Here is a 26,708-nt window from a genome sequence, read left to right on the forward strand (position 1 = left end):
TGAAAACACACATGCACCGGCACATGGTCCCGGGTGCCTTTAGCGACGTTCGACGACGCTACTGGTCGGATCCATGGGGTGCGTGGAGGCCTAACCCGAGTTTCAGGAGTTTTACCATGTCTCACGTCAATATGCGTGACCTGCTGAAAGCAGGTGCTCACTTCGGTCACCAAACCAAGTACTGGAATCCGAAGATGGGTAAATTCATCTTCGGCGCGCGCAACAAGATTCACATCATCAACCTCGAGCACACCCTGCCGGCGCTGAACGAAGCGATCGACGTGGTCGAGAAGATGGCGGCATCCAACAACAAAATTCTGTTTGTTGGCACCAAGCGCAGCGCTAGCAAGATCATCAAAGAAGAAGCGAATCGCGTTGGCCAGCCGTTCGTCAACCATCGCTGGTTGGGCGGCATGCTGACCAACTTCAAGACCATTCGTCAGTCCATCAAGCGTCTGCGTGACCTGGAAGTCATGCGCGAAGACGGCACCTTCGAGAAGCTGACCAAGAAAGAAGTCTTGATGGCAACGCGTGAGCAAGAGAAGCTTGAGCGTTCTATCGGCGGTATCAAGAACATGGGCGGCCTGCCGGACGCACTGTTCGTTATCGACGTTGACCACGAGCGCATCGCGATCAACGAAGCCAACAAGCTGGGTATCCCGGTCATTGGCGTGGTAGATACCAACTCCAACCCGGATGGCGTTGATTACGTGATCCCGGGTAACGATGACTCCATTCGTGCCATCCAGATCTACGTGAAGGCGATTGCCGACGCGTGTGGCCGTGCGAAAGAAGGTCGTCCGGACGAGTTCGTCGAAGTGACTGAAGAAGAAGCCGCTTCTGCCGACACAAACGCTGCCGCCGAGTAAGGCGACAGGGGTGCGGCGGGCAGGTTGAGCCGCATCGTGTTAAGAGGGGGCCTTATGCCCCCTTTTTCCCGCTTTGGGTTCGCCCTGGCGGGCCGATCACGCCGGATCAATGCCGGCAAGCGCTCTGCACAGTGATACGCAACGGTCATTTATCGTGCTTATACTCTGTAGCGCGTTTAACTCTCAGTTAGAACCATTTCCGAGGTGAAATCTCATGGCAGCTATCAGCGCCTCTCAGGTGAAGGAACTGCGCGAACGTACCGGTCTTGGCATGATGGAGTGTAAAAAAGCACTCACCGAAGCCGACGGTGACATCGAAGTCGCGATCGAAAACCTGCGTAAAAGCTCTGGTCTTAAAGCCGCGAAGAAGGCGGGTCGTACCGCTGCTGAAGGTGCGGTCGTTACTCGCGTAGCAGACGATGGCAGCTACGGCGTCATGGTCGAAATCAACTCTGAGACCGATTTCGTTGCCCGTGACGACAACTTCATCGACTTCTCCAACAAGATCGCGGATGCGTTCTTTGCGGCGAAGAACGAAGACGTGGCCGCGGTGATGGCGGGTGACCTTGAGTCCGCTCGTGAGCAGCTGGTTCAGAAAATCGGCGAAAACATCGGCGTACGTCGTGCCGTTGTCGTCGATGCCGTGGACGGTGGTCTGGTGGGCGAATACGTTCACGGCGGCCGCATTGGCGTTCTGACCGTCCTGAAAGGCGGCACCAGCGAAGCAGCCAAAGACGTTGCCATGCACGTTGCTGCGATCAACCCGGCCGTTGCCCATCCGGAAGAGATGCCGCAAGAGCAGCTGGACAAAGAGAAAGCGATCATCCTGGCCCAGCCGGACATGGCCGGTAAGCCTGAGCAGATCGCTGAGAAGATGGTTCAAGGCCGCCTGAAGAAGTACCTGGCCGAGAACAGCCTGACCGAACAGCCGTTCGTCAAAGACCCGAACCAATCCGTTGCTGAGTTCGTCAAAGCAGCCGGTGGCGAAGTGGTCAGCTTCACTCGCTTTGAAGTGGGCGAAGGCATCGAGAAAGAAGAAGTCGACTTCGCTAAAGAAGTCATGGAACAGGCTGGCCGTCGCTAAGGTCAGAGGTTCCAGCAAGAAGATGGCGTGCGCGCGAGCGCACGCCTTCGTGTATCCGGCCCCTGTGAAATACAGGCGCTGCCTCGCCCACCTGTGCCCAGGTCTGCCTCAGGAGAGATGCCATGTCACGTGATGTTCAAGAGTCTACCCCCACTGCTGCCACCAAAATCGACAAGTCGAAGTCGAAGTACAAGCGTATTTTGCTGAAGCTGTCGGGCGAAGCGCTGATGGGTGAGCACGATTTTGGTATCGATCCGAAGGTATTGGATCGCATGGCGCTGGAGATCGGCCAGCTGGTGGGAATTGGTGTACAGGTCGGTATCGTGATCGGTGGCGGTAACCTGTTCCGTGGCGCGGCGCTCAACGAGGCCGGTATGGATCGGGTCACGGGTGACCACATGGGAATGCTGGCAACGGTGATGAATGCGCTCGCCATGCGCGATGCGCTGGAGCGCTCCAACATTCGCTCCCGCGTGATGTCAGCGATTCCCATGAGTGGTGTGGTGGAGCATTACGACCGCCGCACTGCCATCCGCTATTTAACGTCGGGCGACGTGGTGCTGTTCTCTGCGGGCACCGGAAACCCGTTCTTCACCACGGACTCTGCGGCCTGTTTGCGCGGCATCGAAGTGGATGTCGACGTCGTCATCAAGGCCACCAAGGTGGATGGCGTGTACAATAAGGACCCGGTGAAGCACCCCGACGCCGTAAAATACGACCAGCTCTCCTATGACGACGCTCTGGACCAGAAGCTGGGCGTAATGGATTTGACCGCAATCTGCCTGGTACGTGACCATAATATGCCGGTGCGGGTATTTGATATGAACAAGCCTGGTGCCCTGCTTAACCTCGTGGTTGGAGGCAAGGAAGGCACGCTGATAGACAGAGGGTAACAACGTGATCAACGACATCAAGAAAGATGCAGAGTCTCGCATGAAGAAGAGCGTTGAGGCGCTGCACAGCAACTTCAACAAGATCCGCACGGGCCGTGCTCACCCTAGCATCCTGGATGCCGTGACCGTCGAGTATTACGGTGGTCAAGTGCCGCTGAACCAAGTGGCGTCCGTGAACGTTGAAGATGCGCGTACCTTGACCGTGGCTCCTTGGGAGCAGGGAATGGTGCCGAAAATCGAAAAAGCGATCATGACCTCTGACCTGGGTCTGAACCCGTCCAGCGCTGGTAACGTGATTCGTGTACCGATGCCGATGCTGACAGAAGAGACCCGTAAAGGCTACATCAAGCAGGCGCGTAGCGAAGCGGAAACGGCGCGTGTGGCCGTGCGTAACGTGCGTCGTGATGCCAACGGTGACTTCAAATCCTTGCTCAAGGACAAAGAGATCACCGAAGATGATCAGCGTCAGGGCGAAGACGAGATCCAGAAGCTGACCGACAAATATATCGCTGAGATCGACAAGGCGCTGGCCGCAAAAGAACAGGATCTCATGCAGGTATAACCCCCTGCGTTCACTCTGCCACGGGCGGCTTGGCCGCTCGTGGGCCATCGCTTGGCTTACTTATGACTGATCTTTGGTGCGAGAACCCATGACGTCTCCGCAGCTTCCCCAAGAGCAGCCGGGCGGCACGACGCTTTCTCGATCCGAGGAAGCGCTGCCGTCCCATGTTGCTATCATTATGGATGGTAACAACCGCTGGGCGCGGGCACGTGGGCTGTCGGGTGTGCGCGGTCACCGCGCCGGTGTCGAAGCCGTGCGCGCAGTGATCGAGCGCGCGGCAGAGCGAGGCGTCCCGACGCTGAGCCTGTTCGCGTTCTCCAGCGAGAACTGGAAGCGTCCCGCCGCTGAGGTGAACGCGCTCATGGAGCTGTTTTTGATGGCGCTCAAGCGCGAAGTCAAAAAGCTCAACGAGCGCAACATCCGCCTGTCGATTATTGGCGAGCAGCGTGGCTTTTCCCATGCGATTCAAAAGCATATCCAGCGCGCCGAAGCGCTGACCGCCGAGAATACCGGCATGCATCTGGTGATTGCCGCGAACTACGGTGGCCAGTGGGACATCGCCCGTGCCGCCCGCCAGCTTGCCGAGCAGGTGGCCGCCGGAGAGCTGTCGCCCGAGGCCATCGACGAAGCACGCTTGGATGCGGCCATGAACACCGACCAAGTACCGCCGGTGGATCTATGTATCCGTACCAGCGGCGAGCAGCGGCTCTCGAACTTCATGCTCTGGCAATTGGCCTATGCCGAACTGCATTTTTCGCCCTTATTATGGCCAGATTTCGATGGGGCGGCCTTCGACCAAGCACTCGACGATTTCTGCTTACGACGTCGCCGCTTTGGAATGACCGACGAACAAATAGAGGCGCAAGGTGCTTAAACAGCGGATGATCACCGCAGCCTGGTTGGCGCCTGTGACGCTGATCGGTCTGTTCGGCTTACAGGGAGGTGCCTTTGCGCTGTTTACAGCGCTGATCGTGCTGTTAGGTACCTGGGAGTGGACCAACCTGGCGGGCGTAGGCGCTTCGCGTACCCGGCTGGCACTGGTCGCGGGAATGGCGGTGCTGCTGGCGCTTTTATGGCTCGGCGGCGCGGCGTATGCGGTGTGGCCGCTGTGGCTCGCTGCTGCCGGTTGGCTACTCAATCTCTACTGGGTGACCCAGTACCCCCACAGCAGCCAGCAGTGGCACACCACGTCGCGCCGCCTGCTGATGGGCGTTTGGGTGTTACTGCCGTGCTGGGTGGGTTTCAATGTACTGCGCGATAGCGGTGCGGTGTGGCTGCTGTTCGTGCTACTGCTGGTCTGGACGGCCGATATCGGCGCCTATTTTGCCGGCCGTCGCTGGGGGAAGCGCAAGCTGGCCCCACGGGTGAGCCCGGGAAAATCCTGGGAAGGCGTCTACGGCGGGTTGGCCGCCACGACGCTGCTGGCGATGCTCTTTGCGCTTTGGCAGCCTCTTGGACCCATGGGCGGGGTAGCGCTGGTGGTGATTACTGCCGTGGTGACGCTGACCTCCGTGCTAGGGGATCTGTTTGAGAGCATGTTGAAGCGCTACCGCAATATCAAAGACTCCAGCCAGCTACTGCCGGGCCACGGTGGTGTGTTGGACCGTATCGATAGCCTGACCGCAGCTATTCCCATCTTCGCGCTGTTCTATCTGCAGGTACTGTCACTTCAGGTGAGCGCGCTATGAGTCACGTCTCAGTTCAGTCGGTCACCGTGCTCGGTGCGACCGGCTCCATCGGTAAAAGCACCCTGGACGTCATCGCCCGCCACCCCGACCGTTACCGTGTGCATGCGCTGACGGCGCATACGTCGAAAGAGGCGTTGCTCGAACAGTGCATCGCGCACTCACCGCGGTTTGCCGTGCTGGATACCGATGCCGATGCCCAGTGGTTGCAGCAAGCGCTGCGCCGCGCAGGGGTCAGCACAACGGCGCTGGCTGGACAGGAGGCGCTGTGCGAGGTTGCGCGGGCGGCAGAGGTCGATACCGTGATGGCAGCGATCGTAGGGGCGGCGGGGCTGTTGCCCTCACTGGCGGCCGCCGAGGCGGGCAAGCGCGTCCTGCTGGCCAACAAAGAAGCGCTGGTGATGAGCGGTGCGCTGTTCATGGATGCCGTCGCGCGCTCTGGGGCCACGCTGCTGCCGATCGATTCTGAACATAATGCCATCTACCAGTGTCTACCCAGCGAGCATCGTGGCGGGTTAGCCAAGCACGGTGTGCGGCAGCTGCTGTTGACGGCCTCCGGTGGGCCATTCCGTGGCTGGTCGGCGGAGCAGATCGCCAGTGCCACGCCCGATCAAGCCTGTGCGCATCCCAACTGGTCCATGGGTCGCAAGATCTCGGTGGATAGCGCGTCGCTGATGAACAAAGGCCTCGAACTCATCGAAGCATGTTGGCTGTTCGATGCCACGCCCGAGCAGATTCAGGTGGTCGTCCATCCGCAGAGCGTCATTCACTCCATGGCGGCCTACGACGATGGGTCGGTGATCGCCCAGTTGGGGAATCCCGACATGCGAACGCCCATCGCCTATGGCTTGGCTTGGCCTGAACGGATCGACGCCGGCGTGGAAACGCTCGACCTGTTCCAAGTCGCCCGGCTCGATTTCGAAGCCCCTGACGAGACACGCTTTCCCTGTCTTCGCTTGGCCCGGGAGGCCATGCAGGCCGGTGGCGCGGCCCCGGCGGTGTTGAACGCGGCCAACGAAGTGGCCGTCGAGGCCTTCTTGGCGGGGCACATCACGTTCGGGGCGATTCCAGAGCTGGTCGCAACGGTCATGGGGCTGGCGTATCCCGGTCAAGCCGATTCGCTGGAGCGAGTGCTGGCGGCGGACCGCTGGGCGCGCGAGCAAGCGGCAATCACCTTACGTCAGTTAACCGCTTAGTCTCAGTCAACGCTGAGCAGCGCGTCGTGGAAAGGAGCGAAAAGTGGGCCTGATACAGAATATCTTAGCCGTCATCGTCGTGTTGGGACTGCTAGTGACCTTTCATGAATTTGGTCACTTCTGGGTGGCGCGTCGCTGTGGCGTCAAAGTGCTGCGGTTTTCGGTAGGGTTTGGTAAGCCGCTGTGGTCGACGGTGGATCGCCACGGCACCGAGTTTGCGGTGGCGGCCATTCCGCTGGGCGGCTACGTCAAGATGCTAGACGAGCGCGAAGCGCCGGTGCCAGACGATCAGTTGCAACACGCCTTCAACCGCAAGACCGTGTGGCAGCGCATTGCGATCGTCGCCGCAGGCCCCATTGCCAACTTCCTACTCGCCATCGTCGCCTACTGGGCGCTGTTCGTGGCGGGCACGACGACCGTGGCCCCCCTCGTAGGCGAGATCACGCCGAACTCGCCCGCTGCTCAGGCTGGCTTGGAACAGGGAAGTGAGATCACCGCCATTCAGGGCGAGTCGATGCGCTCCTGGGAGGAGATCAACCTGAAACTGGTGTCCATGATCGGTTTCAGCGGCGACCTCACCATCGAGGCCATGCCGGAGGGAGCAAGTGCGACGCGCGGCTATCAGCTGCCGGTCGATGATTACATGGTACGCCAAGACCCACCGCAGCCACTGCAAACGCTGGGCTTCTCTCCTTGGCAGCCTAACGTGCCGGCGGTGCTTGGTCAGGTCGTCGAAGGACAAGCGGCCGAGGCGGCCGGGCTTAGAGCCGGTGATCGTATCGTCTCGCTCAACGGTGAACCCATCGACGACTGGATGCAGTTTGTCGCGGTGATTCGCGATAGCGCTGGCGAGACCCTGCGCGTTGGGTACCAGCGTGATGGGGAGCAGGGCACGCTTTCGCTCACCCCAGGACGTAATACGCTGGAGAGTGGTGACGAGGTTGGGTACATTGGAGCCGGTGCAGAGCCGTTTAGCTGGCCTGAGTCGCTGCAGCGCGAGATTCGCTACGGGCCGATCGAGGCCGTCGGGCAAGCGCTGTCACGCACCGGTGAGATGGTTCTGCTGACGGTGGATGCGATCCGTAAGATGTTGGTAGGGCTGATCTCCCTGTCCAACTTGTCTGGGCCGATCACCATCGCACAAATTTCCGGCGATTCGGCACGCGCGGGGGTAGAAGCCTTCGTGGGCTTTCTCGCGTATCTTTCGATCAGTTTAGGGGTGCTGAATTTGCTGCCCATCCCCGTGCTCGATGGCGGTCATCTGCTTTACTATTTCGTCGAGGTATTACGTGGGCGGCCGGTTTCTGAGCAAACACAAGCGATAGGGCTGCGCATCGGGTTAGCCATGGTCGGCACCCTGATGTTGATGGCGCTCTATTTCGATTTGATGCGCCTGTGGTAATAACGCGTGTAGCGCGCAGGATGCCTTGTCATCTGCCTGCACAAATGTATATGGTGCCTGTCTTAACCGACGGGCAGACCAACGCGAGCGAACTGACTGCATGAAAATCAAGACCCTTGGAATGGCGGCACTCTTGCTGGTAGGCGCCAGCGGCGCCCAAGCACAATCCTTTGATGTTTCAGACATTCGTGTGGAAGGACTGCAGCGGGTTTCCGCCGCCTCGGTCTTTAATGCGTTTCCCGTGAGCGCGAACGACCGCGTCGACGAGCAGCAGCTCGCCGCCGCCGCACGGGACCTATTCGCGACCGGACTGTTTGAAGACGTCTCGTTGGCCCGGGAAGGCGACGTGCTGGTGATCCAAGTGGTCGAGCGGCCTACCATTGCGCGCTTGAACATCGAAGGCAACGACCAGATCTCCGATGAAGATCTGCGCAACGGCCTGCGCGAATCGGGCCTGTCGGAAGGCCAAGTGCTACAGCTCTCCACCCTCGACGAGATCGAGCGTGAACTCGAGGGCGTGTATCAAGCCCAGGGGCGCTATAGCGCCGGTATCAATGTGGACGTCGAGGAGATCGATGAAGGCCGCGTACAGGTCAACATCGATATCAACGAAGGCGAAGTCGCCAAGATTCGTCAGATCAACATCGTCGGCAACCAGGATTTCGACGATGAAACTCTGCGGGACATTTTCGAGTTGAACGACCGCCCAGGGCGCATCTTCGGCTGGTTCTCCAACGACGAGTACTCTCGGGAAGCGCTTTCTGGCGATATCGAGCGTCTACGGTCATTCTATCTGGACCGTGGCTACGTCAACTTTGACGTCACGTCGACCCAGGTATCGATTGGCCCCGAGAAGTCCGACATCTTCATCACCCTCAACATCGATGAAGGCGGTCAGTACCGCGTAGGCGATATCCGCTTTGCCGGCGATCTGCAGATCAGCGAAAACGAAGCCCGCAACCTGCTCGAAATCAACAGCGGCGATATCTTCTCCCGTGGCGATGTCAACGCCTCGACGGAAGCGCTGCGCCAGCGCCTGGGCGCGGAAGGCTTCGCCTTTGCCGAGGTGCAGGGCATTCCTGAAGTGGCCGATGACGGCGAAACGGTCGATCTCGTGATCGCCGTGAATCCAGGTCAGCGCGCTTACGTGCGTCGTATCGAGTTCTACGGCAACACCACGACCCAAGACGAAGTGCTGCGTCGTGAGATGATCCAGCTCGAAGGTGCCCCGGCATCGACGGAGTCGATCACTCAGTCGCGTCAGCGTCTGGAGCGTTTGGGCTTCTTTAGCCAAGTGGAAGTCGACACGCAGCCGGTGCCGGGTGAGCCCGATCTGCTGGACGTGACCTATAACGTGGAAGAGCAGCCTTCAGGTTCGGTCTCTGCCAGCGTCGGCTTTTCGCAGAGCGCGGGCGTGATCTACGGGGTCGGTCTGGCTCAAAACAACTTCCTCGGCACCGGTAACCGCGTCAACGTCGGCGCCCAGCGCAGTGACACCTTCACCAGCGTCAATTTTGCTTTCACCGATCCTTACTGGACGCTGGACGGCATCTCTCGCGGGTACAACGTGTTCTACCGCGAAACCGACTACGCCGACTCCGATATCTCGACCTTCTCGACCGATGCCTACGGTGCCGGTATCAACTTCGGCTACCCCATCAGCGAGCTGTCGCGTCTGAACTTTGGTGCCAGTGTCGAAGACGTCACGGTGAAGACCTACTTCGACACCGCCTCTGAAATCCGCCGCTATGTGGAAGATCAGGGCGAAAACGCACAAAGCCTCAAGCTGACCGCGAGCTGGACACGCAACAACCTGAACCGCGGCATCATGCCGACCGCCGGTAACTACCAGCGCGTCTCGTTGGAAACCGGCGTGCCGGGTAGCGATGCGGAGTACTACAAACTCCAGGCCCGCGCACAGCAGCTCTTCCCGTTTAACGATGACGAAACCTGGGCGCTGAAGTTCAGCGGTAATCTGGGCTACGCCGATACGCTGGGCAGCAACGACCCCTACCCGTTCTACGAAAACTTCTATGCAGGCGGCCTGGGCTCGGTGCGTGGTTTTACCTCTAACACCCTGGGTGAGCGCACCACGCCCGCCCGTGAGGGTGGCCGTGACCGCACCTTGGGCGGTAACGTACTGGTAGAAGGCTCCGCCGAAGTGCTCTTCCCGATGCCGTTCGTAGAGAACCAGCGTTCGGTGCAGCCTTCGCTGTTCTTAGATGCCGGTAACACCTTCTTGAGCTCGTGCTACGACGTGCTCGACGCCGATGCAGGACGCCAGCAGTGCAGCTCCGGCGTGGATCTAGGCGACTTGCGCTACAGCGTGGGTGTGGGTCTTTCGTGGCTGACGCCCGTGGGCCCGCTGACGTTCAGCGTGGCTGAGCCGCTGAATGACGAAAGTGGTGACGATACACAGTTCTTCCAGTTCTCGCTGGGTCAAACGTTCTAATTTAAGGAGTATCACCATGATGCGTAAACTGACCGCTGCTGTGTGTCTATTGGGGGCGATGACCCTCCCGGCCTACGCCGCTGAAGTCGCGGTGTTGGATTGGCGTGCGGCACTGATGAATACTCAGTCGGCCCAATCCTCGCTGAGCCAGCTCGAAGGGCAGATCGGCAGCCAGCAGCGCGAAGCCGAAGCGCTGGGTGGCGAGCTGCAGCAACTCCAGACGCGCCTTCAGCAGGAAGGCGAGACCATGTCGCAATCCGAGCGCGAGTCGCTGATTGCTGAACTGCAGGAGAAGGGCGGCCGCTTCGAACAGCTGCGCCGTGAGGTGCTGCAGGCACAGCAGGCTTCCGAGCAGCAGTTCCTGCAAGGGGCCGAAGCCAAGCTGGAGCAAGCAGTAGAGCAGGTGCTGGAGCGTCACAACATCGACGTGCTAGTGGAGCCGCAAGGCGTACTGCACTCCTCGACGGACCTGCCCAACGTGACGAACGAAGTCACTCAGATTTTCGATTCGCTGAACTAATTTTATGACCCTCGGTGCGGCTTAGCCGCACCACTGCTTCCTTGGGCTCCCATGACGCACGCTTCTCACTACCTCACCCTTGCGGATATCGCACGTCATCTCGACGTTGATTTCGAAGGCGACGCCAATCAGCCAATCCGCGGTTTGGCAACGCTCAAGGAAGCAGCGTCGGATCAGGTCGCTTTTCTAGCCAATCGCGCCTACTTGAAAGACTTGGCCACGACGAAGGCGGCGGCCGTTCTGCTGCATCCAGAGCATGGCAAGAACTGCCCGGTGCCACGCTTGGAGATGGAAAACCCCTACTTGGGTTACGCCAAGCTGTCGCAACTGTTCGATCCGTTACCGGCGCGAGACGTGCCGGGCATTCACCCCTCTGCCATCGTCGCCGATGGCGTCACGCTGGGCGACGGTGTCTGTGTGCAAGCGAATGCGGTGATCGAGTCTGGCGTCGTGCTGGGAGATCGCGTGGTCGTCGGGGCAGGCAGCGTGATCGGCGCGGACTGCGTGATTGGCGACGACACGCGGCTGCACGCCAATGTCACCGTGTGCCACGGCGTCGTGATGGGCAAGCGCGTCATCCTGCAAAGCGGCTGTGTGATTGGCGGTGACGGCTTCGGCTTTGCTCACGATGGGGCAGGCTGGCACAAGATTGCGCAACTGGGTGGCGTGGTGCTTGGCGATGACGTGGAAGTCGGCAGCTGCTCCAGCATCGACCGGGGCGCGCTGGGGGATACGGTGATTGGTAACGATGTCAAAATCGACAGCCAAGTCCAGATTGCGCACAACGTCACCATTGGTGACCACAGCGCGCTGGCAGGCTGTGTCGGCATCGCCGGCTCTACCAAAGTGGGCAAGCACTGTATGCTGGGCGGCGGTGTCGGGCTGTCGGGCCACCTGACCATTTGCGATGGCGTTCAGGTCACGGGCATGAGTTTGGTCACCAATTCGATTCACGAGCCGGGGGTGTACTCGTCGGGTACCGGCGCCATGAGCAACACTCAGTGGCGAAAAAATGCGGTGCGCTTCAAGCAGCTCGACGATATTGCCAAGCGCTTGGCGCGGGTGGAAAAAAGCCAGCGAGAATCGTGAAGAAAGAAGGATTTCCTGAGGGAGTGGCTTGAGGCTTCATAGCAGCAGGTTATAATCCACTGCCTTTTTACCAGTAGGATTACTGGTGCGCGCCTGATACTGCTCAGGCCTTTTGTCATTTTAGAGGTCGTTACGATGGTTATGGATATCAACGAAATTCGCGAATACTTGCCCCACCGCTATCCGTTCTTGCTGGTGGATCGAGTCACGCAGTTAACCGTGGGCGAAACCATCGTTGCGTACAAAAACGTGAGCATCAATGAGCCGTTCTTCAACGGCCATTTTCCTCACCACCCCATCATGCCCGGTGTACTGGTCGTTGAAGCGCTGGCTCAGGTATGCGGTATCCTAGGGTTCAAAACGGTCAATAAGCTGCCGGCCGACGGCTATGTATACTACCTCGTAGGCAGCGACAATGTCCGCTTCAAGCGTCCTGTCATGCCGGGTGATCAACTGACGCTGGAGGCGAACGTGATTCGCGGCAAGCGCGGTATCTGGAAGTTTGCCTGCCGTGCCACGGTAGACGGCGAGCTGGCCTGCGAAGCAGAAATCATTTGTGCCGAGAGGAAGGTGGCTTGATACATCCTACTGCTTTGGTCGACCCAGCGGCACGGCTTGCTGATGACGTTGAGGTTGGCCCGTTCAGCGTGATTGGGCCTGACGTCACGATTGGCGCAGGCTCGGTCATCGGCCCCCATGTGGTGATAAAAGGCCCCACGGTGTTGGGGGAGCGCACGCGTATCTTTCAGTTTGCCTCGGTGGGCGAAGACTGCCAGGACAAGAAGTACGCAGGTGAACCGACGCGCCTAGTGATGGGTGATGACAACGTGATTCGCGAGGGCGTAACGCTGCATCGCGGCACCGTGCAAGACCGAAGCGAAACCACCATCGGCTCCCGTAACCTGTTCATGGCCTACGTACACGTGGGCCATGACTGCGTCATTGGCAACGACTGTATTCTTGCCAACCAGGTGACGCTGGCGGGCCACGTGACGCTGGGCGATCATGCCATTTTGGGTGGCCTGGCCGCCGTGCACCAATTCTGCCATTTTGGCGACCATGCCATGGCGGGGGGGGGCTCGATCATCACCAAGGACACTCCGGCCTACGTGATGATCAACGGTAATCCGGCAGAAGCGCGCGGGCTGAACCTCGTCGGCTTGAAACGCCGCGGGTTTAGTCGCGAAGCGATCGCCGCGCTAACCTCTGCTTACAAGCTGGTGTATCGCCAAGGCTTGACCGTCGAACAAGCGGTCAGTGAAATGCGCAGCCGTTTCGATCTACCGGAAGTCGCGCTGTTTGCCGACTCTATCGAGCGTTCAACCCGCGGTATCGTTCGCTAACCTTTTTCTAACCGGCTCTCCCGTCACTATGACACTGCAGCGCGTATACCTTGTGGCAGGCGAACTCTCTGGCGATATCCTCGGTGCGGGATTGATGCAGGCGCTGCGCGCCCGTCACCCCCAGGTGGAGTTTCGCGGTATGGGCGGTCCCCGTATGGAGGCCCAAGGCCTGAAGAGCCGTTTCCCCCTTGAAACCCTCTCGGTGATGGGGTTGGTCGAGGTGCTCAAGCACCTGCCAGAACTGGTTCGCGTGCGTCGCACCCTGCGCGAAGAGGCGCTGGCCTGGCAGCCGGACGTCATGATCGGTATCGATGCACCGGACTTCAACATTGGGCTGGAGAAGCAGCTGCGTGCCGCTGGCGTCACGACGGCCCACTACGTGAGCCCCTCGGTATGGGCGTGGCGGCAGGGGCGGGTGAAGAAGATCGCCAGCGCCGTGGATGCCATGCTTACGCTGCTGCCCTTCGAGGCGGACTTCTATCATCGCCACCGAGTGCCGGTCGCCTTCGTAGGCCATCCGCTTGCCGACGAGCTGCCGCTGGAGAATGATCGTGCCGCGGCCCGCCGTACGCTAGGGTTGAACGCGGACGCGCCGGTTCTAGCGCTGCTGCCCGGCTCCCGGCGGAACGAAATCCGTTTTATGGGTGCCACCTTCTTAGATGCGGTGACGCTGCTGTGCCAGCGCCACACAGGGTTGCAGGTGGTGATACCTGCGGCCACCGCCCAGCGCTATACCGAGCTTGGCGAGCTGCTGGCAGGCTACCCCGCGTTGGCCCAGCGGGTCACGCTGCTGGAGGGCCAAGCCCGAGAGGCGATGGTCGCCAGCGATGCGGTACTGCTGACCTCCGGTACGGCGGCGCTAGAGGCCATGCTCTGCCATCGCGCCATGCTGGTGGCGTACAAAATGGCGCCCGCGACCCATTGGCTCGCCAAACGGCTGGTGAAAACCCAGTGGATCTCACTACCCAATTTGATTGCCCAGGAGAGCGTGGTGCCTGAGCTGATTCAGCACGCGGCCACGCCGGAGGCGATTGCCGAGCAGATAAGCCAGCTACTTAGCGATGCCGAGACGCGTCACGTTCTGGAAGCACGCTTTGCCGCGATGCATGCCACGCTGCAGCGCACGGCCAGCGAGCGCGCCGCGCAGGCGATTACCGCCTTGGTTGCAGGCGAGCCGCTGGAGGCTAAACCGGATGGCGACTAAACCAGCCGACTTTCCGCCGCTCGTGGTGGAGTATGCGGGGGATTTTCTGGCGGGGGTCGATGAGGTCGGCCGTGGGCCGCTGGTGGGGAGCGTGGTAGCCGCCGCCGTGATTCTGGACCCCAAGGCACCTATCGACGGCTTAACCGACTCCAAGAAGCTCACTGCCCGCAGGCGTGAGTCGTTGGATGTGCTCATTCGCGAGCGTGCGCTGGCGTTTGCAGTGGCGGAGGCGAGCGCTGAAGAGGTCGACTCGCTCAATATCTATCATGCGACGCATCTGGCCATGCGCCGCGCGGTGGATGCGCTGCTTCCCCAGGCCGAATACCTGCTGGTGGATGGCAACCGCCTGCCGGGGCACGCGCTGCCGGGCCAGGCCGTGGTGAAGGGCGACGCCCGCCACCCCGCGATTGCCGCCGCCTCGATTCTGGCCAAGGTGGCGCGGGATGCACAAATGGCCGAACTGGATCTGCGCTATCCTGAATATGGGTTTGCCCGCCACAAAGGGTACCCCACCAAAGAGCACCTGGCGGCGCTGGAAGCCCACGGTGCACTGGCCGAGCACCGCAAAAGCTTCGCGCCCGTACAGCGCCAGTTAGCGCTGCTGTAGTCGCACACTTCATTTTGTTAAGCGTTCAATGCTGAGAGTCCCATGACGGTTCCGTTCGTTCATCTTCGTTTGCACAGTGAATACTCTCTGGTCGATGGCTTGGTCAAACTCAAGTCACTGGTCAGCACGACCGCTGAGCGCGGGATGCCGGCGCTGGCGCTCACCGACGAAGCCAACCTGTTTGGTTTGGTCAAATTCTACAAAGCCGCTCAGGGCGCCGGGTTGAAGCCGATCATTGGCAGCGATCTCTGGCTCTCAAATCCCCACGACGATGCCCACCCGTACCGCATCACGCTGCTAGCGATGAACGATGTGGGCTATCGAAACCTGACCGAGCTGATCTCCAAGGGCTGGACCGATGGCCAGCGCCAGGGGCGGGCAATCCTCGATAAACAGTGGGTGCTGGCGCAAAGCGAGGGGTTGATTGCCCTGTCGGGCGGGCGCGAAGGCGAGATTGGCCGCCATCTGCTCTCCGAGCACGAGCGGGAAGCGCGCCAACTGCTGGAAGAGTGGCAGCAGGCGTTTCCCGACCGCTTCTACCTGGAACTCATCCGCACCGGCCGACCTCTGGAAGAGGCGTGCGTACACGCCAGCGTTCAACTGGCGATCGACACCGGCACGCCCGTCGTCGCCACCAACGACGTGCGCTTTCTAGAGCGTGAAGACTTCTGGGCCCACGAAACCCGCGTTGCCATTGGTGAGGGGAAGGCGCTGGACGACCCGCGCCGCGAGCGCCGCTACACCGAAGAGCAGTACCTCAAAAGCCCGGAAGAGATGGCAGCGCTGTTTGCCGATATTCCCGAAGCGCTGGAAAACAGCGTGATGATTGCTGAGCGGTGCAGCGTCGATGTGCGCTTGGGAGAGATCTTTCTGCCCGAGTTCGGCATTCCTGAAGGCATGACCCAGGATGAGTTCTTTCGCAAGGTCTCCCACGATGGTTTGACGGAGCGGCTCGATTTCCTGTTCCCCGCCGAGCAGTACCCGAGAGACAGTGACGCGTTTCGCGAGATCGACCAGCGCTACCGTGACCGACTGGAGTTCGAGCTCAACGTTATCATTCAGATGGGGTTCCCTGGCTACTTCCTGATCGTGATGGACTTTATCCAGTGGGCCAAGGACAACAACGTGCCGGTAGGCCCGGGGCGCGGCTCCGGTGCGGGGTCTCTGGTGGCCTATGCGCAAAAAATCACCGACCTGGACCCCATCGGCTACGATCTGCTGTTCGAGCGCTTTCTTAACCCTGAACGTGTCTCCATGCCCGACTTCGACGTCGATTTCTGCATGGAGAAGCGCGACAAGGTCATCGAGTACGTGGCTGACCGCTATGGCCGGAACGCGGTTTCCCAGATCGTCACCTTCGGCACCATGGCCGCCAAAGCCGTGGTGCGCGACGTGGCCCGCGCCCAGGGCAAGCCCTACTCACTGGGGGATAAGCTCTCCAAGCTGATTCCTTTTGAAGTGGGCATGACGCTGGCCAAAGCCATCGAGCAAGAGCCAGCCCTCAAGGAGTTCATCGAGAACGACGAAGAGGCCGAAGAGATCTGGGAAATGGCCCTGAAGCTCGAGGGCACCACGCGCGGTACCGGCAAGCACGCGGGCGGCGTGGTGATCGCCCCCACCAAACTCACCGACTTTTCGCCGCTGCTGTGTGACGAAGATGGCTCGGGGCTGGTGGTGCAGTTCGACAAGAACGACATCGAAGACGCCGGGCTGGTGAAGTTCGACTTCCTGGGCTTGCGCACGCTGACCATCATCGACTGGGCGCTGGAGATGGTGGACAAAGTGCGCGACGCTGCTGGCCAAGGCCCGCTCAATATCGACGCCATCCCCCTGGACGACGGCAAAACCTTCGAGATGCTCAAGCGGGCGGAGACCACCGCGGTCTTCCAGCTCGAATCCCGCGGGATGAAGGAGCTGATCAAGCGCCTGCTGCCGGACTCGCTGGACGATATGATCGCCTTGGTGGCCCTGTTCCGCCCCGGTCCGCTGCAGTCGGGCATGGTGGATGACTTCATCAACCGGAAACATGGCCGGGCGGAAGTCTCTTATCCACACCCGGATTATCAGCACGATCTGTTGAAACCGGTGCTGACGCCCACCTACGGGATCATTCTCTACCAAGAGCAGGTCATGCAGATCGCTCAGGTGATGGCAGGGTACACCCTTGGCCAAGCCGACATGCTGCGCCGTGCCATGGGTAAGAAAAAGCCCGAAGAGATGGCCAAGCAGCGGGCAGGCTTCATGGAAGGCTGCGCGGCCAACGGCATCGATAAGGACCTGGCGGGCAACATCTTCGACCTGGTAGAGAAGTTCGCCGGTTACGGCTTCAACAAATCACACTCGGCAGCCTACGCGCTGGTGTCGTATCAGACCGCATGGCTGAAGGCGCACTACCCAGGCCCCTTCATGGCGGCGGTGATGTCCACGGAGATGGATAACCTGGACAAAGTGGTGCCGCTGATCGAAGAGTGCCGCCACTTGAAGCTCACGGTGACACCGCCGGATGTCAACGTAGGTGGCTACAAGTTTACCGTGGATACCGACGGCCGGGTGGTGTACGGCTTGGGGGCGATCCGTGGCGTCGGTGAAGGGCCGATTGGTGCCATCGTCGAAGCGCGTCAGGCCGACGGGCCGTTCAACGATCTGTTCGACTTCTGCCGTCGTATCGATCCGAAACGGATGAACAAGCGCACCCTGGAAGCGCTGATACGCTCTGGCGCGTTGGATAATCTGGGGCCCAATCGGGCGGTGCTGTTCGCGGCGATGGAAGATGCGCTGAAGGCCGCCGCACAAAATCATGCTAACCAGAACCTGGGCATGATGGACATGTTTGGCGATGCCTTTGCTGCCGAGGAAGAGACCAGCGATGTCTACGCCGAGTATCGTCATGTGCGCGAATGGACCGACCGTGAGCGGCTCTCCGGTGAAAAGGACACCCTGGGGCTCTACCTGACCGGACATCCCATCGACGAGTACGAACGCGAACTCAAGCGCTTCGTGTCGACCCGTATCAGCGATTTGAAACCCTCCCGGGAGCCGCAGCGGGTAGCGGGCTTGGTGGTCGCCATGCGCACCATGAAGTCCAAACGTGGCGACACCATGGCATTCATCACCCTGGACGACCGCACCGGACGTATCGAAGCGTCGCTGTTCGGCGAACTTTTCGAGCAGCTACGCGGCCAAATCGAATCGGATCAAGTGATCATCGTGGAGGGCGAAGTCTCCAGCGACGACTTCTCCGGCGGTCTTCGGCTGCGCGGTAAAGACGTGACGCCGATGGTCACGGCCCGCGTGCGCTACGGCCAAGCCGTCGAGCTAGCGCTGGATGCCGGACAGATCAATGGCCGCTTGGTCGACAGCCTGCGGGATAGTTTGACGCCCTTTCGGGATGACACCGGACTGCCCGTGCGGCTGCAGTACCGCCATCCGGACGCGGTCGCTTGGCTGGAGCTGGCCGAGGAGTGGAAGGTTGCGCCGAGCGATGATCTGCTGCTTGCGCTGCGTGATGTGCAAGGGCAGGTAGGCGTCCAGCTACGCTACCGTTAATCACCCCGCGTGTGAGCGCTCCAGGGCGCTCGTGCGGAATTGGGCGGGCATTGCCTTGCGTGGCAGGGTCAGGGTGCGATAATGGCGCCCAATATGCGCGTTTCGACAAGGCTTATTTTTTATAGGCAGCTTACAGGCAGAGCCGATGAATCCTAACTATCTCGATTTTGAACAGCCCGTTGCCGAACTCCAGGCAAAAATTGAGGAGCTGCGTTTGGTGAGTTCCGACAGCCAAGTGAATCTCTCTGATGAGATTTCACGGCTGGAGGAGAAGAGCCGCAAGTTGACGGAATCCATCTTCAAAGACCTGACACCGTGGCAGGTGTCGCAGCTTTCGCGGCATCCCCAGCGTCCTTACACGCTGGATTACTTAGCGCACATCTTCACCGATTTCGACGAGCTGCACGGCGACCGTAACTTTGCCGACGATGCCGCTCTGGTCGGCGGGATCGCCCGCTTGAACGATGCCCCGGTCATGGTGATTGGACATCAGAAAGGCCGCGACGTAAAAGAGAAGGTGCGCCGTAATTTCGGCATGCCACGCCCGGAAGGCTACCGCAAGGCCTGTCGCCTGATGGAGATGGCCGAGCGTTTCAAGATGCCGATTTTGACCTTCATCGACACCCCAGGGGCCTATCCGGGTATCGACGCCGAAGAGCGCGGCCAGTCGGAAGCGATTGCCTATAACCTGGCGGTCATGTCGCGCTTGAAGACACCGATCATCTCCACCGTGGTGGGCGAGGGCGGCTCCGGCGGCGCGCTGGCGATCGGCGTGTGCGACGAGCTGCACATGCTGCAGTACTCCACCTATTCGGTGATTTCTCCGGAAGGCTGTGCCTCCATTTTGTGGAAGAGTGCCGAGAAAGCCTCCGACGCGGCCCAGGCCATGGGCATCACCGCCGAGCGTTTGAAAGAGCTGGGCTTCGTGGACTCGCTGATCAAAGAGCCGCTGGGCGGCGCTCATCGTCATCCGGTCGACACCGCTGCACGGGTGAAGGATGCGCTGTCGGCCAGTCTCGAACGACTGCAGGCGCTGGATAGCGACGCCCTGTTAGAGCGCCGCTACGCGCGCTTGATGAGCTATGGCGCCCCAGCCGCCTAACCGGCTCTTAGGCCTGCTCGATGACGCCCTGGCGGAGACCCCGCCGGGGCGTTGCGTTTGGGTCGCCCTCTCCGGCGGACTGGACTCCTCGCTGCTGCTGACGCTGGCTGCCGAGGTGTGTCGCGGCAGTGACCATAGGCTGCGCGCGTTGCACGTCAATCACGGTCTTCAAGCCGCTTCCAGCGCCTTCGAGCGTCACTGCCAGCGGCTGTGCGAGCACCAGGGCGTCCCACTCACCATCGAGCGTGTGACCGTCGATGAGCAGGGGGACGGGGTGGAAGCCGCTGCCCGGCGTGCCCGCTACGCGGCCTTTGCGCTGCATGTGCCTGCGGGTGACACCCTATGGCTGGCGCAGCATCAGGACGATCAGGCAGAAACGTTGCTGCTGGCGGCGCTGCGGGGCAGCGGCATTCGCGGGCTGGCAGGCATGCCATACCGACGGGAGTGGCAGGGCATTACGCTACTACGCCCGTGGCTTGGCGTCAGTCGCCAAACGTTGGCCGATACGGCTCACGCGCTATCGCTTGACTGGTGTGAAGACCCCAGCAATCGCGATGGGGCGTTTGATCGTAATCGCTTGCGCCATGAGGTCTTGCCAACGTTGGCGCAGCGCTGGCCAGGGGCGGTGCGCTCGCTGGCCCAAAGCGCAGGGTGGGCTGGCGAGGCCGATGCGCTGCTGGCCAGCTACGCCGCCGACGAGTTGGCCGCACTCACGCTAGCGCCGGGCTGCCTCGACGCGTCGGCACTGGTGGCGCTGCCAATGCCCCGCCAGCGCCTGCTGGTGCGTACGCTCTGCCAGCAACGAGGGCTGCCAACGCCTCCCCAAGCGCGTTTGACCAGCTTGCTCGACCAGCTGAACGCTGCCCGGGATGCTCAGGTGCTTGTGGAGTGGCCCGGTGTCCAGGCGCGGGTGTGGCGTCGCAGGCTATATCTCATGACACCTGTGAGCGCGCTACCGCATTGGCAAATGCCTTGGGACGGCACGCCGGGGGTGACAACGCCCCTGGGGCCGCTGCAGCTTCGCCTGGCTGACGATAGCGATTCAGTCGCCCCCGTCATGCTGCGCAGGCGACGAGGCGGCGAGGTGCTCGACCTGCCAGGGCGTGGTCGACGCGACCTGAAACGCTGGCTGCAAGAGCAGGCACTGCCACCCTGGGAGAGGGAGCGTTTGGTGATCGTCATGGCGGGAGAGCGCTGTCTGGGGGTGCTGCAACCGCCTGCCCAAGTGCTCTGGCAGGCGGAAGGGACGGTGTTTCAGCGCGAGGGTTAGGCAGGGTTGTTCAAGTGGAGCACGAACCCTGCATTGGCCATGAAGGCCTGCTCCTGCTCCAAATCGGTGCTGAGCAGCGTGGGTTCATCGCTGGGGGGCAGCGTGATGGTCAGCGACTCGTCTTGGCTGTCCGCGTTGATGTCGGGCGGTAAGGGAGCGCCTTCCGGGCGGGAGTGGTTGATCAAGACGGCGAGGCGCAGCAGGCGAGCCAGTTTGGCGGCGCTTGGCTGCTGCGAGGCCGGCAGGGCTTGCCACTCCTTGGTCGGGAATTTACGCCGATGGGCGCGCACCAAAAACGCCAGCAACCGCTGCTCAGGGCGAGAAAAACCGGCCAGGTCGGAGTGTTCGAGAAGATAAGCGCCGTGGCGATGAAACTGGCTGTGAGAGATCGCCAGCCCGATTTCATGCACATGGCTGGCCCAGGTCAGGTAGTGGCCCTGCTCTGCGGTCAGTTTCCATGCCGTTTTGACCTCATCGAACAGACGCGTGGCCGTATCGGCCACGTTTTCCGCTTGGCGTGTATCGACATCGTAGACCCGTTTGAGCATCTCCAGCGTGTTGGAGCGGGTGTCTTCGGCGCTATTGCGCCCGGCCATGTCGTACAGCACCCCTTCGCGCAGCGCGCCATCGGCAAAGCGCATCTGCTCGAGATCGAAAGCCTCGAAGATGGCGCTCAAGATGGCAATGCCCGCAGGGAAAACGCGCGCCCGATCGGGTTTCAAACCCTCTAGTTCGACTTTGTCGAGCTGTTTGCACTTGAGCAGCCGCTCGCGCAGCTTCTTGAGTCCGCTGCGCGTGATCACTCCCTCTTGTGGCGTGTCACCATAGGCGAATAGGACGCTAGCGGCGGCCTTGATCGTGCCGCTGGAGCCCACGGGGTCGTCCCAACCCAAGCGCTGGTAGGGGCGCTGGATGTTGGCCAGCTCCGAGAGTGCCGCCAGCTCGGCGCGGCGCATGCGTTTTTCGGTCAATTCGCCGTCGGCGAAAAAGCGCCCGGTAAAGGTGACGCATCCCATGCGCAGGCTCTCCAGCGCTTTGGGTTCGAAGGCCTCGCCGATAATGAACTCGGTGGACCCGCCGCCAATATCGACAATCAGGCGGCGGCCGCTTTCTGCCAGCGCGTGAGCGGCGCCCAGGTAAATCAAGCGGGCTTCTTCGCGTCCGGCAATGATCTCGATGGCGTGGCCGAGCTGGGCTTCCGCGCGCTCGATGAACGTTTGGCTATTGTGAGCGTCACGCAAGGCGTTAGTGCCCACGACGCGAAGGTTAGGGCCTTCGATATCGGTCAAAAACGGCGCAAAGCGGCCCAGGCAGTCGAGCGCGCGCTGCATGGCGGCCTCGCTGAGGTAACCGTTCTCGTCTAGTCCTGCCGCCAGTTGGACCTTTTCACCCAAGCGTGCCACTACTTGTAAACGTTCGTTCTGGTAGTTGGCCACCAGCAGGTGAAAGCTATTGGAGCCAAGGTCAATGGCGGCTAGGCGCTGCGGCTCACCGCTCTCGAACTCGGCAGTGGGGGCGGCGATGGGGAGCGAAATGTCCTTGGGCATGAGCTATCCTTCAAATTGGCTATGCCAAGGTTGCGGTGACCTCTGACTATTGTCAATTGCCAAAGGCTTGCGTTTGTCGCGGGCCTTGACTACCATCGAGCTACTGGCTTGATCCGAGTTGGCTTGTTCGTCTTAACAAGCGCACTGACTCGGGCACCCCGAGCAGTACGTATCCAGATGGCATCAGCCAGATGTCCAAGTCGTCAGATAACCCGCTGAAACGCATTCTCCGTGCCAATCAGATTAACTAGTTTATTTGCACCCTCATGCTAAGCAGTCAGTAATGCCACGTCTACGTGTTCGGCATTGTCGCGGCGACTGCCCAGCTTTTATCACTCGAGCGTGTGCCTAGATGGGGTCTGAACGCATCACTCGGCGCTTAGCCCTATGATTTCGGCCACGCCTCCTGTCTTATTCCCGGCGCCTAGCGCCTAGCTTTCATGAGCAATTTTCTAACACACCGATGAATCTCACTGAACTCAAGCAAAAAACCGTTCCCGAGCTGCTCGATATCGCCCGCGAAATGGGCATCGACAACCTGGCCCGTTCGCGCAAGCAGGACATCATTTTCGCCATCCTCAAGAAGCACGCCAAAAGTGGCGAGGATATCTACGGCGACGGTGTGCTGGAAATTCTTCAGGATGGCTTTGGCTTCCTGCGGAGCGCCGACAGCTCGTATCTCGCCGGACCGGACGATATCTACGTATCGCCTTCACAGATTCGTCGTTTCAATCTGCGCAAGGGCGACTCCATTTCCGGCAAAATCCGTCCGCCCAAAGAGGGTGAGCGCTACTTTGCCCTGCTCAAAGTCAGCCAGATCAACTTTGATCGCCCGGAAAACGCCAAGCACAAGATTCTCTTCGAGAACTTGACGCCGCTGTTCCCGGACGACCGTCTGCGCATGGAGATCGGCAACGGGTCGACCGAAGACCTGACGGCCCGAATCATCGATTTGACTGCGCCGATTGGTAAGGGCCAGCGCGGCCTGCTGGTGTCTCCGCCGAAAGCGGGTAAGACGCTGATGTTGCAGAACATTGCTACCTCCATCACGCGCAACAACCCCGAATGTCATCTGATCGTGCTGCTGATCGATGAGCGCCCGGAGGAAGTCACCGAGATGTCCCGCACCGTGCGCGGTGAAGTGGTCGCTTCCACCTTCGATGAGCCGCCTGCCCGCCACGTGCAGGTAGCCGAAATGGTCATCGAAAAAGCCAAGCGCTTGGTAGAGCACAAGAAAGACGTCGTGATTCTGCTCGACTCCATCACTCGTCTCGCGCGTGCCTACAACACCGTGGTACCCAGCTCTGGCAAGGTGCTCACCGGTGGTGTGGATGCCCACGCGCTCGAGAAGCCGAAACGCTTCTTTGGTGCCGCGCGTAACATCGAAGAGGGCGGCAGCCTGACGATCATCGCTACTGCGCTGGTCGATACCGGTTCGAAAATGGACGAAGTCATCTTCGAAGAGTTCAAGGGCACCGGTAACATGGAAGCGCACCTGGACCGCAAGCTGGCGGAAAAGCGCGTCTTCCCGGCCATCAACATTCGCCGCAGCGGTACGCGTCGCGAAGACCTGCTGGCCTCTGAGGATGAAATGCAGCGCATGTGGATTCTGCGTAAACTGCTCAACCCGATGGAAGATACGGCGGCCACCGAGTTCTTGATTGATCGTCTGAAAGACACCAAGACCAATCTGGAATTCTTTGAAGCCATGAAGCGCCGCTAAGGCGCTTTGCATAGGCGTAGCGCCAAACGGCATCAGACAGCCGGGTTGAGGAGAGGGCATTGAAGTACAACGACTTGCGCGACTTTATTGCGGCGCTAGAGGCCAAAGGTGAGCTAAAGCGCATCACGGCCGAAGTAGATCCCTACTTGGAAATCACCGAAATCTGCGACCGCACGCTGCGTGCCGGTGGCCCTGCACTGCTGTTCGAAAATGTGAAGGGTCACGACATGCCGCTGTTGGGCAACCTGTTCGGTACTCCGAAACGGGTAGCGCTGGGCATGGGGCAGGATTCGGTCGAGGCGCTACGAGAAGTGGGCAAACTGCTGGCTTTCTTGAAGGAGCCGGACCCGCCCAAAGGCCTGAAAGATGCCTGGGACAAACTGCCGATCTTCAAGCAGGTGCTCAGCATGGGGCCCAAAAGCGTCAAGCGTGCGCCGGTACAGGAAGTCGTTTACGAAGGCGATGACGTGGACTTGGGCCGCTTGCCGATCCAGCACTGCTGGCCGGGCGATGCGGCACCGCTCGTCACTTGGCCGCTGGTGATCACCAAAGGGCCGCACAAAAAGCGCCAGAACCTGGGGATCTATCGTCAGCAGAAAATCGGCAAGAATCGCCTCATCATGCGCTGGCTCTCCCACCGCGGCGGCGCGCTGGATTTTCTCGAGTTCCAAAAAGCCCATCCCGGCGAGCCGTTCCCCGTGGCGGTGGCGCTCGGCGCTGACCCAGCGACCATTCTTGGCGCAGTGACGCCGGTACCCGACACGCTGTCAGAGTATGCCTTTGCAGGTTTGCTACGCGGTTCGCGCACCGAGCTGGTCAAGTGCGGCCATGCGGATCTGGAGGTTCCTGCCTCCAGCGAAATCATTCTGGAAGGCTTCATCTACCCAGACGATATGGCACCGGAAGGGCCATTTGGTGACCACACGGGATACTACAACGAGGTGGATCACTTCCCGGTCTTTACCGTGACGCGGATGACCATGCGTCGCGATGCGATCTATCACTCCACCTACACCGGCCGTCCGCCTGATGAGCCCGCCATTTTGGGCGTAGCGCTCAACGAAGTGTTCGTGCCCATCCTGTGCAAGCAGTTCCCTGAAATCGTCGATTTCTACCTGCCGCCAGAGGGCTGCTCCTACCGTATGGCAGTCGTCACCATGAAGAAGCAGTACCCCGGCCACGCCAAGCGCGTGATGATGGGGGTATGGAGCTTCCTGCGACAGTTCATGTACACCAAGTTCGTCATCGTGCTGGATGACGATGTGGATGCACGCAACTGGGAAGACGTGATGTGGGCGATCACTACGCGCATGGATCCCGCTCGTGACACGGTGATGGTGGAAAACACGCCCATCGACTATCTCGACTTTGCGTCGCCGGTGTCTGGGCTTGGCTCCAAAATGGGCTTGGACGCGACCAACAAGTGGCCCGGCGAAACCGACCGTGAGTGGGGAACGCCCATCGTCATGGACGAGGCGGTGAAAACCCGTGTCGACGAGCGCTGGGACGAGCTGGGCATCGACATTCCGTTACCCACACCGCGCCACGGTTAACCGGCCGTGCGGGCCGAACGATTTTCCATAAAGAGGCTTTCATGAGCGCTACGTTAACGTGCAAAACGCTAACCTGCCAGGTCACGGCCGTTGAGGATCTCAATCCCGACGTGTTCAAAGTGACCCTCGCCGGGCGCGCCGAAGCAATGCAGCACGCCCCTGGTCAATACCTCGAGTTAATGCTGGACGAGGCGACGTGGGTGCCGTTCTCGATTGCGAGCTGCGACCGGGGCGACGGTACACTAGAGCTGCAGATTCAGCACTGGCCCGAGCGGGACAACTCCCAGCGCCTGCGCCAACTGCTGCAGGTGGCGAATCAGCTCACCGTTCGTCTGCCGAGCGGTGAGTGCGTGTTGGATACACAAAGCGAGCGCCCGCTGCTGCTGATTGCCGCTGGCACGGGGTTTGCTCAAATGAAGGCTATCATCGAGGCCGCACTGCGTGATCAGCCTGCACGGCCCATTTCCCTATGGTGGGCGAACCGCGAGCATCGCGACCTGTATGCAGAAGATCTCGCCTGTGCGTGGGCACAGCAGCATGATCAGGTGGCGTTTCATGCGGTCACCGAGTTTCCGCTCACCGAGCCGCTCGCACCTGGGGAGCGAATCACTCACCACCAGGGCCGCGTCGATTTGGTGCTGGAGAGCGAACTGGCCAAGGCCCCCATCACGCCAAGCGACTGTGATGTCTACCTCTCGGGCTCGCCGGGCATGGTCTACGCCTGCGTGGACGTACTGGAGCGCTTGGGCGTGAACAGCGAGCGAATGTTCTCGGATGTATTTGCCTACGCTCCCCGGTCTCACTAGAATAATCCATCACTTTTGGCGTACGGCCCGTGCCGTGAACTCGACCCATTATGAGGAGGCTGTCATGGCCCATCACGACGACAATTTCAAAGACGACTCTGGCATCCTGCCGATTATTCTCGGTATTGTGATTCTGGTCGGTATGAGCGCGCTGCCCGCCACCATTGGCTGGATTCAGGCGTTCGGCAGCTAATCATTTGCCTGATCTAACCGGCGCGTAATTCCCGGTTGCCATTTGGCGAATGCGCAGGCAGG

Annotated in this window: 23 protein-coding genes; 22 read left to right on the forward strand and 1 reads right to left on the reverse strand. The window is 60.5% G+C overall.

What is annotated here, in order from left to right; all coding sequences use genetic code 11:
* Window positions 1–116 precede the first annotated feature (116 nt).
* From rpsB to tilS, 18 genes are all read left to right on the forward strand, one after another.
* On the forward strand, window positions 117–869 hold the full coding sequence (rpsB, locus tag AB6K10_RS05885) for a 30S ribosomal protein S2 (protein ID WP_159341006.1): 753 nt from the start codon (window positions 117–119) through the stop codon (window positions 867–869).
* 214 nt (window positions 870–1,083) lie between these two features.
* Window positions 1,084–1,953 (forward strand): translation elongation factor Ts, encoded by an 870-nt coding sequence (gene tsf / locus AB6K10_RS05890; protein ID WP_253019114.1) that lies wholly within the window; start codon window positions 1,084–1,086, stop codon window positions 1,951–1,953.
* A 122-nt stretch (window positions 1,954–2,075) separates the two neighbouring features.
* Complete coding sequence (pyrH, locus tag AB6K10_RS05895) at window positions 2,076–2,846, forward strand: UMP kinase (RefSeq protein WP_139528317.1); 771 nt, start codon at window positions 2,076–2,078, stop codon at window positions 2,844–2,846.
* A gap of 4 nt (window positions 2,847–2,850) precedes the next feature.
* Window positions 2,851–3,408, forward strand: coding sequence for a ribosome recycling factor (frr, locus tag AB6K10_RS05900; RefSeq protein WP_159341010.1), 558 nt, complete (start codon window positions 2,851–2,853; stop codon window positions 3,406–3,408).
* A gap of 88 nt (window positions 3,409–3,496) precedes the next feature.
* The gene (gene uppS, locus AB6K10_RS05905; RefSeq protein WP_253019113.1) at window positions 3,497–4,282 is read left to right on the forward strand and encodes a polyprenyl diphosphate synthase; all 786 of its coding nucleotides are present in this window, start codon (window positions 3,497–3,499) and stop codon (window positions 4,280–4,282) included.
* Window positions 4,275–5,096, forward strand: coding sequence for a phosphatidate cytidylyltransferase (locus tag AB6K10_RS05910; RefSeq protein ID WP_253019112.1), 822 nt, complete (start codon window positions 4,275–4,277; stop codon window positions 5,094–5,096). The genes uppS and AB6K10_RS05910 overlap by 8 nt, the downstream gene beginning before the upstream one ends.
* Window positions 5,093–6,289: a 1-deoxy-D-xylulose-5-phosphate reductoisomerase gene (gene ispC, locus AB6K10_RS05915; RefSeq protein ID WP_253019111.1), complete on the forward strand. Its 1,197-nt coding sequence runs from the start codon at window positions 5,093–5,095 to the stop codon at window positions 6,287–6,289. The genes AB6K10_RS05910 and ispC overlap by 4 nt, the downstream gene beginning before the upstream one ends.
* A gap of 43 nt (window positions 6,290–6,332) precedes the next feature.
* Entirely contained in the window at window positions 6,333–7,691 is a 1,359-nt protein-coding gene (gene rseP, locus AB6K10_RS05920) for an RIP metalloprotease RseP (protein WP_339118168.1), read from the forward strand.
* A 100-nt stretch (window positions 7,692–7,791) separates the two neighbouring features.
* Window positions 7,792–10,143 carry an outer membrane protein assembly factor BamA gene (bamA, locus tag AB6K10_RS05925; RefSeq protein ID WP_368027051.1) on the forward strand — a complete coding sequence of 784 codons (2,352 nt, stop codon included), beginning with the start codon at window positions 7,792–7,794 and terminating at the stop codon, window positions 10,141–10,143.
* 19 nt (window positions 10,144–10,162) lie between these two features.
* The gene (locus AB6K10_RS05930) at window positions 10,163–10,663 is read left to right on the forward strand and encodes an OmpH family outer membrane protein (protein WP_253019156.1); all 501 of its coding nucleotides are present in this window, start codon (window positions 10,163–10,165) and stop codon (window positions 10,661–10,663) included.
* A 51-nt stretch (window positions 10,664–10,714) separates the two neighbouring features.
* Window positions 10,715–11,752: a UDP-3-O-(3-hydroxymyristoyl)glucosamine N-acyltransferase gene (gene lpxD, locus AB6K10_RS05935; RefSeq protein ID WP_339118169.1), complete on the forward strand. Its 1,038-nt coding sequence runs from the start codon at window positions 10,715–10,717 to the stop codon at window positions 11,750–11,752.
* 135 nt (window positions 11,753–11,887) lie between these two features.
* Complete coding sequence (gene fabZ / locus AB6K10_RS05940; RefSeq protein ID WP_044629712.1) at window positions 11,888–12,331, forward strand: 3-hydroxyacyl-ACP dehydratase FabZ; 444 nt, start codon at window positions 11,888–11,890, stop codon at window positions 12,329–12,331.
* Entirely contained in the window at window positions 12,328–13,095 is a 768-nt protein-coding gene (lpxA, locus tag AB6K10_RS05945) for an acyl-ACP--UDP-N-acetylglucosamine O-acyltransferase (RefSeq protein ID WP_253019109.1), read from the forward strand. The genes fabZ and lpxA overlap by 4 nt, the downstream gene beginning before the upstream one ends.
* Window positions 13,096–13,123: 28 nt before the next feature.
* A complete protein-coding gene (lpxB, locus tag AB6K10_RS05950; RefSeq protein ID WP_339118170.1) occupies window positions 13,124–14,299 on the forward strand; it encodes a lipid-A-disaccharide synthase in 1,176 nt (391 codons plus the stop codon).
* On the forward strand, window positions 14,289–14,906 hold the full coding sequence (gene rnhB / locus AB6K10_RS05955) for a ribonuclease HII (RefSeq protein ID WP_253019107.1): 618 nt from the start codon (window positions 14,289–14,291) through the stop codon (window positions 14,904–14,906). The genes lpxB and rnhB overlap by 11 nt, the downstream gene beginning before the upstream one ends.
* A 42-nt stretch (window positions 14,907–14,948) precedes the next feature.
* A complete protein-coding gene (gene dnaE, locus AB6K10_RS05960; protein ID WP_159341031.1) occupies window positions 14,949–18,452 on the forward strand; it encodes a DNA polymerase III subunit alpha in 3,504 nt (1,167 codons plus the stop codon).
* A 145-nt stretch (window positions 18,453–18,597) separates the two neighbouring features.
* A complete protein-coding gene (gene accA / locus AB6K10_RS05965) occupies window positions 18,598–19,554 on the forward strand; it encodes an acetyl-CoA carboxylase carboxyl transferase subunit alpha (RefSeq protein ID WP_159341033.1) in 957 nt (318 codons plus the stop codon).
* Window positions 19,535–20,824, forward strand: a complete 1,290-nt coding sequence (tilS, locus tag AB6K10_RS05970) for a tRNA lysidine(34) synthetase TilS (RefSeq protein ID WP_339118171.1) — start codon at window positions 19,535–19,537, stop codon at window positions 20,822–20,824. The genes accA and tilS overlap by 20 nt, the downstream gene beginning before the upstream one ends.
* Here the strand turns inward: tilS and ppx are convergent.
* Window positions 20,821–22,371, reverse strand: a complete 1,551-nt coding sequence (gene ppx, locus AB6K10_RS05975) for an exopolyphosphatase (protein WP_285263813.1) — start codon at window positions 22,369–22,371, stop codon at window positions 20,821–20,823. The two genes, tilS and ppx, sit on opposite strands and share 4 nt — an antisense overlap.
* Before the next feature lie 463 nt (window positions 22,372–22,834).
* Between ppx and rho the strand changes: the two genes are divergently transcribed.
* From rho to AB6K10_RS05995, 4 genes are all read left to right on the forward strand, one after another.
* On the forward strand, window positions 22,835–24,094 hold the full coding sequence (rho, locus tag AB6K10_RS05980) for a transcription termination factor Rho (protein ID WP_038481222.1): 1,260 nt from the start codon (window positions 22,835–22,837) through the stop codon (window positions 24,092–24,094).
* A 59-nt stretch (window positions 24,095–24,153) separates the two neighbouring features.
* Complete coding sequence (gene ubiD / locus AB6K10_RS05985; RefSeq protein ID WP_159341039.1) at window positions 24,154–25,647, forward strand: 4-hydroxy-3-polyprenylbenzoate decarboxylase; 1,494 nt, start codon at window positions 24,154–24,156, stop codon at window positions 25,645–25,647.
* Between the two features lie 41 nt (window positions 25,648–25,688).
* Complete coding sequence (locus tag AB6K10_RS05990) at window positions 25,689–26,453, forward strand: NAD(P)H-flavin reductase (protein ID WP_339118172.1); 765 nt, start codon at window positions 25,689–25,691, stop codon at window positions 26,451–26,453.
* Window positions 26,454–26,517: 64 nt separating this feature from the next.
* Complete coding sequence (locus AB6K10_RS05995; RefSeq protein WP_285263815.1) at window positions 26,518–26,646, forward strand: hypothetical protein; 129 nt, start codon at window positions 26,518–26,520, stop codon at window positions 26,644–26,646.
* The last annotated feature ends 62 nt before the right edge of the window (window positions 26,647–26,708 follow it).

This window comes from Halomonas sp. BMC6, assembly GCF_964204995.1.
Taxonomy (GTDB): Bacteria; Pseudomonadota; Gammaproteobacteria; order Pseudomonadales; family Halomonadaceae; genus Vreelandella.

Coding starts and splice junctions, on each gene's coding strand:
- rpsB (WP_159341006.1), top strand. CDS start 117: ATGTCTCACGTCAATATGCGTGACCTGCTGAAAGCAGGTGCTCACTTC.
- tsf (WP_253019114.1), top strand. CDS start 1,084: ATGGCAGCTATCAGCGCCTCTCAGGTGAAGGAACTGCGCGAACGTACC.
- pyrH (WP_139528317.1), top strand. CDS start 2,076: ATGTCACGTGATGTTCAAGAGTCTACCCCCACTGCTGCCACCAAAATC.
- uppS (WP_253019113.1), top strand. CDS start 3,497: ATGACGTCTCCGCAGCTTCCCCAAGAGCAGCCGGGCGGCACGACGCTT.
- ispC (WP_253019111.1), top strand. CDS start 5,093: ATGAGTCACGTCTCAGTTCAGTCGGTCACCGTGCTCGGTGCGACCGGC.
- bamA (WP_368027051.1), top strand. CDS start 7,792: ATGAAAATCAAGACCCTTGGAATGGCGGCACTCTTGCTGGTAGGCGCC.
- AB6K10_RS05930 (WP_253019156.1), top strand. CDS start 10,163: ATGCGTAAACTGACCGCTGCTGTGTGTCTATTGGGGGCGATGACCCTC.
- lpxD (WP_339118169.1), top strand. CDS start 10,715: ATGACGCACGCTTCTCACTACCTCACCCTTGCGGATATCGCACGTCAT.
- fabZ (WP_044629712.1), top strand. CDS start 11,888: ATGGTTATGGATATCAACGAAATTCGCGAATACTTGCCCCACCGCTAT.
- lpxB (WP_339118170.1), top strand. CDS start 13,124: ATGACACTGCAGCGCGTATACCTTGTGGCAGGCGAACTCTCTGGCGAT.
- rnhB (WP_253019107.1), top strand. CDS start 14,289: ATGGCGACTAAACCAGCCGACTTTCCGCCGCTCGTGGTGGAGTATGCG.
- dnaE (WP_159341031.1), top strand. CDS start 14,949: ATGACGGTTCCGTTCGTTCATCTTCGTTTGCACAGTGAATACTCTCTG.
- accA (WP_159341033.1), top strand. CDS start 18,598: ATGAATCCTAACTATCTCGATTTTGAACAGCCCGTTGCCGAACTCCAG.
- tilS (WP_339118171.1), top strand. CDS start 19,535: ATGGCGCCCCAGCCGCCTAACCGGCTCTTAGGCCTGCTCGATGACGCC.
- ppx (WP_285263813.1), bottom strand. CDS start 22,371: ATGCCCAAGGACATTTCGCTCCCCATCGCCGCCCCCACTGCCGAGTTC.
- rho (WP_038481222.1), top strand. CDS start 22,835: ATGAATCTCACTGAACTCAAGCAAAAAACCGTTCCCGAGCTGCTCGAT.
- AB6K10_RS05990 (WP_339118172.1), top strand. CDS start 25,689: ATGAGCGCTACGTTAACGTGCAAAACGCTAACCTGCCAGGTCACGGCC.
- AB6K10_RS05995 (WP_285263815.1), top strand. CDS start 26,518: ATGGCCCATCACGACGACAATTTCAAAGACGACTCTGGCATCCTGCCG.